Below are 8908 nucleotides of genomic sequence, written 5' to 3' on the forward strand. Positions count from 1 at the left end.
GGACCAGGCTCAGACCCGGCCCGCCGATCTCGGTGCCGAGGACATGGCCGCGGCGGGCGGACAGGTCGGTGAGGACGGCGCCCTGGTACTCGTCGGGCAGCAGCACCCGGACTTCGTCGACGGGTTCCAGGACCCGGACGTCGGTGTGGTCGGCGGCTTCCCTGAGGGCGAGCGCCGCGGCGGTCTGGAAGGCGGCGTCGGAGGAGTCGACGGAGTGCGCCTTGCCGTCGGTGAGGGTGACCCGGACGTCGGTCATCGGGTGGCCGTGCAGGCCGTGGGCGAGTTGGGCGCGGACGCCCTTCTCGACGGACGGGACGAAGTTGCGCGGGACGGCGCCGCCGACGACCCGGTCGACGAATTCGAAGCCGCCGCCGGGCAGCGGTTCCACGGTGAGGTCGCAGATCGCGTACTGGCCGTGGCCGCCGGACTGTTTGACGTGCCGTCCGTGGCCGCTGGCGGGGGCGGCGAAGGTCTCCCGGAGGGCGACCTCGTAGGGGACGGTCTCGACGTGGACGCCGTGCCGGTCGGTGAGCCGGTCGAGGGTGACGGCGAGGTGGGCCTCGCCGGTGCACCACAGGACGAGCTGGTGGGTGTCGGGGTTCTGCTCGACACGCAGCGCCGGGTCCTGGGCGGTGAGCCGGCCGAGGGCCTGCGAGAGCTTGTCCTCGTCGGCCTTGGAGCGGGCTTGGACGGCGGTGGGCAGCAGGGCCTCGGGCAGCGGCCAGGGCGGCAGCACGGCGCCGTCGGTGGTGAGGGTGTCGCCGGTGCGGGCGGCGGTGAGCTTGGCGACGGTGACCAGGTCGCCGGCGACGGCCTGCGGGACGGGGCGCAGCTGGTGGCCGAACGGGCTGTGCAGGGCGGTGAGGCGTTCGTCGGTGCCGTCGGGCAGGTGGGCGGTGGTGTCGGGGCGGAGGGTGCCGGTGAAGATCCGCAGCAGGCTGAGGCGGCCGAGGTAGGGGTCCTCGCCGGTCTGGACGACCTGGGCGGTGAGCGGGGCGTCGGGGTCGGCGGCGGGGAGGTCGTCGGCGCGGTCGGCGGGGGAGGGGAAGGCGGCGGCGACCAGGTCGAGCAGGGCGTCGCAGCCGGTGCCGTCGGGGGCGGTGGCGAGGACCGGGTGCAGGGTGCCGGCGAGGAACTCGCGGCGCAGTCCGGCGGTGAGCGCGGCGGTGTCGAGGTCGGCGCCGTCGAGGTAGCGCTCCATCAGGGTGTCGTCCTCGCCGGCCAGCGCCTCGACCAGGCGGGCGCGTTCGGCGGTGAGGTCGCCGGGGGCGTCGGGTTTGCCGTAGGCGCGGCCGGTGAGCAGGTCGGTGCTGCCGTGCAGGTGACCGTCGCGCAGGTCGGGGTGGTGCAGCAGGCGGACGGTGTCGGGGGTGCCGAGGGTGTCCTGGAGCATCCGCAGGACGTCGTCGAGGCGGACCCGGGCGGTGTTGAGGTGGGTGAGGGCGAGGGCGCGCGGGAGGTGGGCGGCCTCGCAGCTCTGCCACAGGGCCCGGACGGGGCGGGCGACGGTCTCGTCGGCGGCGGAGTGGACGAAGACGGCGGCTTCGGCGGCGCGCAGGGCGGCGTGGAGCTCGCCGGCGAAGTCGGCGTAGCCGGGGGTGTCGAGCACGTTGACGGTGAGGTCCTGCCAGGGGAGCGGGAGGAGCGCGAACTGGACCGAGCGCTGCTGCTGGTGCTCGATGTCCTCCCAGTCGGCGACGGTGGTGCCGTCGGGGACGGTGCCGGGCCTGGTCAGGGCGCCGGCGGTGAGGGCGAGGGCCTCGGCGAGGGTGGTTTTGCCGGCTCCGCCCGCCCCGACCAGGGCGAGGTTGCGGAGCCGGCCGGGTCGGTCGGCGGGTGTGGCGGGGGAGTGGGCTGTCCGGTCCGGCATGGCTGGCCTCCTGCCGCTCGATCAGCGTGGATACCATTGTCCAGCCGGGCGGGGCCATCCGCGCGGCCGCCCGGCGGGCAAGCGGCTCGCGGGCGCCAACCGAGGAGCGGAGCGGACCGGAAGGCCATGCTCAACAAGTACGCGCGTGGCTTCTTCACACGTGTCCTCACCCCGTTCGCGGCGATGCTGCTGCGGTGGGGTGTCAGTCCGGATGCGGTCACGCTGATCGGTACAGCCGGGTCGGTGGCGGGCGCCCTGGTGTTCTTCCCGCGCGGGGAGTTCTTCTGGGGCACGATCACCATCACCCTGTTCATCTTCTCCGACCTGGTGGACGGCAACATGGCCCGCCAGGCGGGCCGGTCCAGCAAGTGGGGTGCGTTCCTGGACTCCTCGCTCGACCGGGTCGCCGACGCGGCGATCTTCGGCGGTCTGGCGATGTGGTACGCCGGCAAGGGCGACAACGACGTCCTGTGCGCGGTGTCGATCTTCTGTCTGGCCAGCGGCCAGGTGGTGTCGTACACCAAGGCGCGTGGGGAGTCGCTGGGCTTCCCGGTGAACGTGTCGGGTCTGGTGGAGCGGGCCGAGCGGCTGGTGATCAGCCTGGTGGCGGCCGGTTTCGCGGGCCTGCACAAGTTCGGGGTGCCGTACATCGAGTGGCTGCTGCCGGTCGCCCTGTGGGTGGTCGCGGTGGGCAGCCTGGTGACGGTGGCCCAGCGGATGCTGACGGTGCGCCGGGAGGCGGCCGAGCTGGAGGCGGCGGGCGCCGCCGAGGGGGTCGAGTGAAGGAGCGGTTGGTCGACGCGGCCTATGCGGCCGGTTGGGCGGGGCTGAAGCACCTGCCGGAGCCGGTGGCCCGCGGCCTGTTCAACACCATCGCCGAGGTGGCGTGGCGACGGCAGGGCAAGGGGGTGCGGCAGCTGGAGGCCAATCTGGCGCGGGTCCACCCGGATGCGGACGCGACCCGGCTGCGGGAGCTGTCCCGGGCCGGCATGCGGTCGTACATGCGGTACTGGATGGAGTCGTTCCGGCTGCCGACCTGGAGCCGGGAGCGGGTCGCGCAGGCGATAACGGTGAAGAACCTGGATCAGCTGAACGAGGCGATGGCGGCGGGGCGCGGCGCGGTGCTGGCGCTGCCGCACATGGCGAACTGGGACCTGGCGGGCGCGTGGATCGCGTCCGCGGGCGGGTTCCCGTTCACCACGGTCGCCGAGCGGTTGAAGCCGGAGTCGCTGTTCGACCGGTTCGTGGCGTACCGGGAGAGCCTCGGCATGGAGGTGCTGGCGCTGACCGGCTCCCAGGTGTCGGTGGTGGGGACGCTGGCGCGGCGGCTGCGCGAGGGCCGGCTGGTGTGCCTGGTCGGCGACCGGGACCTGTCGGAGGCGGGTGTCCAGGTGGACTTCTTCGGCGAGCCGACCCGGATGCCGGCCGGCCCGGCGGCGCTCGCGCAGCGCACCGGTGCGGCGCTGTTCCCGGTCACGCTCTGGTACGACGGGCCGGTGTTGCGCGCGGAGGTGCACCCGGAGGTGGTGCCGTCCGGCGTGGGCGAGCGGCAGGAGCAGGTCGTGGCGATGACGCAGACGATGGCCGACGTGTGGGCGGAGTCGATCCGGGAGCACTCGACGGACTGGCACATGCTGCAGAAGCTGTGGCTGGCCGACCTGACGCCGCGGAGGGCGGAGCGGTGAGGATCGGCGTGGTCTGCCCGTACGACTGGGACGTGCCGGGCGGTGTGCAGTTCCACATCCGGGACTTGGCGGAGCACCTGATCCGGCTGGGTCACGAGGTGTCGGTGCTGGCCCCGGCGGAGGACGAGGACGCGCTGCCGCCGTACGTGGTGTCCGCGGGGCGGGCCGTCGCGGTGCCGTACAACGGGTCGGTGGCGCGGCTGAGCTTCGGCATCCTGTCGGCGGCCCGGGTGCGGCGGTGGCTGCGCGAGGGCCGGTTCGACGTGCTGCACGTGCACGAGCCGAACTCGCCGTCGCTGTCGATGCTGGCGGCCTGGGCGGCGTCCGGGCCGATGGTGGGGACGTTCCATACCTCGAACCCGCGGTCGCGGGCGATGATCGCGGCCTCGCCGATCCTGCAGCCGGGCCTGGAGAAGATGTCCGGCCGGATCGCGGTGTCGGAGTACGCCCGGCGCACCCTGGTGGAGCACCTGGGCGGCGACGCGGTGGTGATCCCGAACGGCGTGGACGTGCGGTTCTTCGCGGACGCCGAGCCGGACCCGAAGTGGCAGGGCGGCGCCGCCGACGGCGGGCCGGGCACGATCGGCTTCATCGGCCGGATCAACGAGCCCCGCAAGGGCCTGCCGACGCTGCTGGCGGCGCTGCCGCGGATCCTCGCCGAGCGCCCCGGGGTGCGGCTGCTGGTGGCCGGCAAGGGCGACGAGGAGGAGGCGGTGGCGGGCCTGCCCGCCGAGGTGCGGGCGCAGGTCGAGTTCCTCGGCATGGTCTCGGACCGCGACAAGGCCCGGCTGCTGCGCAGCGTCGACCTGTACGTGGCGCCGAACACCGGCGGCGAGTCGTTCGGCATCATCCTGGTCGAGGCGATGTCGGCGGGTGCGCCGGTGCTGGCCAGCGACCTGGACGCGTTCCGCCAGGTGCTGGACGGCGGCGCGGCCGGCGAACTGTTCCCGGTGGAGGACGCGGACGCGCTGGCGGCCGCCGCGGTGAAACTGCTCGGCAGCCCCGAACGGCTGCTGGCGCTGCGCGAGGCCGCCTCCCGGCACGTGCGGCGATTCGACTGGGAGACCGTCGGGGCGGAGGTGCTGTCGGTGTACGAGACGGTCACCGACGGTCGTCCGCCGGTCGCCGAGGCCGAACCGTCCGGCTGGCGCACGCGTCTTGGTCGCTGAACCACCCTGCTCGCGAGAGGTACCACCATGCCGCTGATCACCGTCGACTACACCGACCGGCTCGCCGACTGCTTCGACCGGCGCGGATTCGGGCTGGCCCTGAACCGGCTGGCGGTGAAGCTGATCGACGCCAAGCCGGAGGCCTGCAAGACCCGTTTCCGGCGCACCGAGGAGGCGGTGGTCGGCGCGGACGCCGAGACGTACGCGCTGGTGGCGGTCGAGTTCGAGATCTTCCCGGGCCGGTCGGCGCAGGCCAAGGCGGCGCTCGCGGAGGCGACGGTGGCGGCGCTGCCGGAGTACCTGGGCGCCGACCCGGGGGCGGTGCAGGCCGCGGTGTCGGTCACCGAGACCGACCGGGACTCCTACCGCTCGGCGGTCTTCGGCGGCTGAGCCGGGTACCGTAACGCCCCGTGACTACCTGGATCTGGGCCCTCGCGGCCGTCGTACTGTTCGCCGTCTACCTGAGTTGGACGGCGGGCAGGCTCGACCGGTTGCACGCCCGGATCGACGCCGCCCGGGCCTCGCTGGACGCCCAGCTGTTGCGCCGGGCGTCGGTGGCGATGGAGCTGGCCACCTCCTCGCTGCTCGACCCGGCCGCGTCGATCCTGCTGCTGGAGGCCGCGCACGCGGCCCGGCAGGCGCAGGACGAGCAGCGCGAGGTGGCGGAGAGCGAGCTGAGCCTGGCGCTGCGCGCGGTGCTGGACGAGCCGGAGCAGGTCGCGGCGCTGCGGGCGGCCCCGGGCGGCGAGGACGCGGTGCGCGACCTGGTGGAGGCGGTGCGCCGGGTGCCGATGGCACGGCGGTTCCACAACGACGCGGTGCGGGCGGCGCGGGCGGTGCGCGAGCACCGGCTGGTGCGCTACTTCCGGCTTGCGGGGCGGGCGCCGTTCCCCATGGCGTTCGAGATGGACGACGAACCGCCGACGGCGCTCACGCCCGAGGGAGCGCCCGCGTAGGCTGGGCGCTGATTTCTCGCCCACTGTCACCCGTCCGTGGTGCTCTGGCCTGATTGTCGTATGCCGTTGGTGACGCTGGACCATGTGGCGTATGGGTCCCCACCCCCGCAGGCCTACGATAGGTCGATAGCACCGGTTCATCCCTGAGTGAGGTCTTACGTGTCCACCACCCCCACCACCGCAGACCAGCCGCAGATCGGTACCGCCCGGGTCAAGCGCGGCATGGCCGAGCAGCTCAAGGGCGGTGTGATCATGGACGTGGTCAACGCCGAGCAGGCGAAGATCGCCGAGGACGCCGGCGCTGTCGCCGTCATGGCGCTGGAGCGGGTGCCCGCCGACATCCGCAAGGACGGCGGCGTGGCCCGGATGTCCGACCCGAACATGATCGAGGAGATCATCGAGGCGGTCTCCATTCCGGTGATGGCCAAGTCCCGCATCGGCCACTTCGTCGAGGCCCAGGTCCTGCAGTCGCTCGGCGTCGACTACATCGACGAGTCCGAGGTGCTGACCCCGGCCGACGAGATCAACCACTCCGACAAGTGGGCGTTCACCACCCCCTTCGTCTGCGGCGCCACCAACCTGGGCGAGGCCCTGCGCCGGATCGCCGAGGGCGCGGCCATGATCCGCTCCAAGGGCGAGGCCGGCACCGGCAACGTGGTCGAGGCCGTCCGCCACCTGCGCCAGATCAAGAACGAGATCGCCAAGCTGCGCGGCTTCGACAACAACGAGCTGTACGCCGCCGCCAAGGAGCTGCGCGCCCCGTACGAGCTGGTCCGCGAGGTCGCCGAGCTCGGCAAGCTGCCGGTCGTGCTGTTCTCCGCCGGTGGCGTGGCCACCCCGGCCGACGCCGCGCTGATGCGCCAGCTGGGCGCCGAGGGCGTGTTCGTCGGCTCCGGCATCTTCAAGTCCGGCGACCCGGCCAAGCGCGCCGCGGCCATCGTGAAGGCCACCACCTTCTTCGACGACCCGAAGGTCATCGCGGACGCCTCCCGCAACCTGGGCGAGGCCATGGTCGGCATCAACTGCGACACCCTGCCGGAGTCGGAGCGCTACGCCAACCGCGGCTGGTAAGCACTGCCGGGGAGCGGATCGGACCGACGGTTCCGGTCCGCGTCCCCCGGTCCCGGCCCGTCGCGCGAGCAATCGGCGCGGCGGGCCGCTCCGTGGGCTTTCCCGGCCCGTAGTTCGAGATGAAGAGGTAGTGACACCGTGAGCACCCCCACCATCGGCGTCCTCGCCCTCCAGGGCGACGTCCGTGAGCACCTGGTGGCGCTGGCCGCCGCCGACGCGCTGGCCCGTCCGGTCCGCCGCCCCGAGGAGCTCGCCGAGGTCGACGCCCTGGTGATGCCCGGCGGCGAGTCCACCACCATCTCCAAGCTGGCGGTGCTGTTCGGCCTGATGGACCCGCTGCGCGAGCGGGTCCGGGCCGGCATGCCGGTCTACGGCACCTGCGCCGGCATGATCATGCTGGCGGACAAGATCCTGGACGGCCGGGACGACCAGGAGACCGTCGGCGGCATCGACATGACGGTCCGTCGGAACGCCTTCGGCCGGCAGAACGAGTCCTTCGAGACCGCCATCCCGTTCGAGGGCATGGCCGAGCCGGTCACCGGCGTGTTCATCCGCGCCCCCTGGGTCGAGTCGGTCGGCGCGGGCGTCGAGGTGCTGGCCGAGGTGCCCGCCGCCGACGGCCCGGACGCCCGGATCGTGGCGGTCCGCCAGGGCAACCTGCTGGCCACCTCCTTCCACCCGGAGCTGACCGGCGACCACCGCGTCCACGAGTACTTCGTGCGGATGGTCGAGGCCGCCGCGCGCTAGGCGCGGCGCGGTGACCGTGTGCCACCCCGCAGTGCGGCACCGGTAAGATCTCCCCTGTTCATTTCCCATTGGCGACGAAAAGGAGCTGGCGATGTCCGGCCACTCTAAGTGGGCTACCACCAAGCACAAGAAGGCCGCGATCGACGCCAAGCGCGGCAAGCTCTTCGCCAAGATGATCAAGAACATCGAGGTGGCGGCTCGTACCGGCGGCGGCGACCCCGCGGGCAACCCGACGCTCTACGACGCCATCCAGAAGGCGAAGAAGAGCTCCGTCCCGATCGACAACATCAACCGGGCCGTCAAGCGCGGCTCCGGTGCGGAGGCCGGCGGCGCCGACTACTCGACGATCATGTACGAGGGCTACGGCCCGAACGGCGTGGCCGTCCTGATCGAGTGCCTCACCGACAACCGCAACCGCGCGGCCTCCGACGTCCGCGTCGCGATGACCCGCAACGGCGGCAACATGGCCGACCCGGGCTCGGTGTCCTACCTGTTCAACCGCAAGGGCGTGGTGATCGTCCCCAAGGCCGACGGCGTGGACGAGGACAAGGTCCTCGACATCGTCCTGGACGCCGGCGCCGAAGAGGTCAACGACCTCGGCGAGGCCTTCGAGGTGATCTCCGAGGCCACCGACATGGTCGCCGTCCGCACCGCGCTGGTCGACGCGGGCGTCGACTACGACTCCGCCGACGCCAACTTCGTGCCCAGCATGCAGGTCGAGCTGGACGCCGACGGCGCCCGCAAGATCTTCAAGCTGATCGACGCGCTGGAGGACAGCGACGACGTGCAGAACGTCTTCGCCAACTTCGACGTCTCGGACGAGATCATGGCCGAGCTGGACGCCTGAGTCCTTCGTTCTCGGCTCCTCCGCCCGGTGACCGCTCGCGGCCGCCGGGCGGAGGCGTGTCCGGGGACGGTTGTCCGTGGTCAGGGGTAGCCTTCCCGGGTCGGAGAGAGGTGGGGCAGGGCTCGTGCGAGTGCTGGGTGTGGACCCTGGGCTGACCAGGTGCGGCGTCGGAGTCGTCGAAGGGCTGCCCGGGCGGCAGTTGACGATGCTCGGCGTGGGCGTGGTGCGGACGCCGCCGGGGGACGACCTCGGGCCGCGACTGCTCGCCGTCGAACGCGGGCTGGAGGAGTGGCTCGACCGCTACTCGCCCGAACTCGTCGCCGTCGAGCGGGTGTTCGCGCAGCACAACGTCCGCACCGTGATGGGCACCGCGCAGGCCTCCGCCGTCGCCGTGCTCTGCGCCACCCGGCGGGGGATCCCCGTCACCCTGCACACCCCGAGCGAGGTCAAGGCGGCGGTCACCGGCTCCGGCCGCGCCGACAAGGCCCAGGTCACCGCCATGGTCACCCGCCTCCTGCGCCTCGACGCCCCGCCCAAGCCCGCCGACGCGGCGGACGCCCTGG

The 8908-nt window shown here is 72.8% G+C and carries 10 protein-coding genes; 9 read left to right on the forward strand and 1 reads right to left on the reverse strand.

Features of this window, described 5'->3' with window-relative positions; translation table 11 throughout:
• On the reverse strand, positions 1 to 1870 hold a 1870-nt coding region (locus IEZ12_RS17620), incomplete at its 3' end, for an elongation factor G (RefSeq protein WP_229847627.1).
• A gap of 126 nt (positions 1871 to 1996) precedes the next feature.
• Here IEZ12_RS17620 and pgsA point away from each other — a divergent pair.
• The 9 genes from pgsA to ruvC form a co-directional block, all read left to right on the forward strand.
• The gene (pgsA, locus tag IEZ12_RS17625) at positions 1997 to 2653 is read left to right on the forward strand and encodes a phosphatidylinositol phosphate synthase (RefSeq protein WP_100585067.1); all 657 of its coding nucleotides are present in this window, start codon (positions 1997 to 1999) and stop codon (positions 2651 to 2653) included.
• Positions 2650 to 3555: a phosphatidylinositol mannoside acyltransferase gene (locus IEZ12_RS17630; RefSeq protein ID WP_043908598.1), complete on the forward strand. Its 906-nt coding sequence runs from the start codon at positions 2650 to 2652 to the stop codon at positions 3553 to 3555. The genes pgsA and IEZ12_RS17630 overlap by 4 nt, the downstream gene beginning before the upstream one ends.
• Positions 3552 to 4724, forward strand: a complete 1173-nt coding sequence (locus tag IEZ12_RS17635; protein WP_043908596.1) for a glycosyltransferase family 4 protein — start codon at positions 3552 to 3554, stop codon at positions 4722 to 4724. The genes IEZ12_RS17630 and IEZ12_RS17635 overlap by 4 nt, the downstream gene beginning before the upstream one ends.
• 27 nt (positions 4725 to 4751) lie before the next feature.
• Positions 4752 to 5114, forward strand: a complete 363-nt coding sequence (locus IEZ12_RS17640) for a tautomerase family protein (protein WP_043908594.1) — start codon at positions 4752 to 4754, stop codon at positions 5112 to 5114.
• 20 nt (positions 5115 to 5134) lie between these two features.
• A complete protein-coding gene (locus IEZ12_RS17645) occupies positions 5135 to 5680 on the forward strand; it encodes a membrane protein (RefSeq protein WP_043908590.1) in 546 nt (181 codons plus the stop codon).
• Positions 5681 to 5839: 159 nt separating this feature from the next.
• Positions 5840 to 6751, forward strand: a complete 912-nt coding sequence (pdxS, locus tag IEZ12_RS17650) for a pyridoxal 5'-phosphate synthase lyase subunit PdxS (RefSeq protein WP_043908587.1) — start codon at positions 5840 to 5842, stop codon at positions 6749 to 6751.
• Positions 6752 to 6889: 138 nt separating this feature from the next.
• On the forward strand, positions 6890 to 7498 hold the full coding sequence (gene pdxT, locus IEZ12_RS17655) for a pyridoxal 5'-phosphate synthase glutaminase subunit PdxT (RefSeq protein ID WP_043908585.1): 609 nt from the start codon (positions 6890 to 6892) through the stop codon (positions 7496 to 7498).
• A gap of 91 nt (positions 7499 to 7589) precedes the next feature.
• Positions 7590 to 8345, forward strand: coding sequence for a YebC/PmpR family DNA-binding transcriptional regulator (locus IEZ12_RS17660; protein ID WP_073817010.1), 756 nt, complete (start codon positions 7590 to 7592; stop codon positions 8343 to 8345).
• Between the two features lie 124 nt (positions 8346 to 8469).
• Positions 8470 to 8908, forward strand: a 439-nt coding sequence (ruvC, locus tag IEZ12_RS17665; RefSeq protein ID WP_229847628.1) for a crossover junction endodeoxyribonuclease RuvC, incomplete at its 3' end; no start/stop codon positions are given.

Origin of the sequence: Kitasatospora griseola (genome assembly GCF_014648555.1) — a bacterium.
GTDB classification, from domain to species: domain Bacteria; phylum Actinomycetota; class Actinomycetes; order Streptomycetales; family Streptomycetaceae; genus Kitasatospora; species Kitasatospora griseola.

What these genes read in the sequence shown, in the direction of transcription:
- pgsA (WP_100585067.1), top strand. Translation starts at nt 1,997, where the DNA reads ATGCTCAACAAGTACGCGCGTGGCTTCTTCACACGTGTCCTCACCCCG.
- IEZ12_RS17640 (WP_043908594.1), top strand. Translation starts at nt 4,752, where the DNA reads ATGCCGCTGATCACCGTCGACTACACCGACCGGCTCGCCGACTGCTTC.
- IEZ12_RS17660 (WP_073817010.1), top strand. Translation starts at nt 7,590, where the DNA reads ATGTCCGGCCACTCTAAGTGGGCTACCACCAAGCACAAGAAGGCCGCG.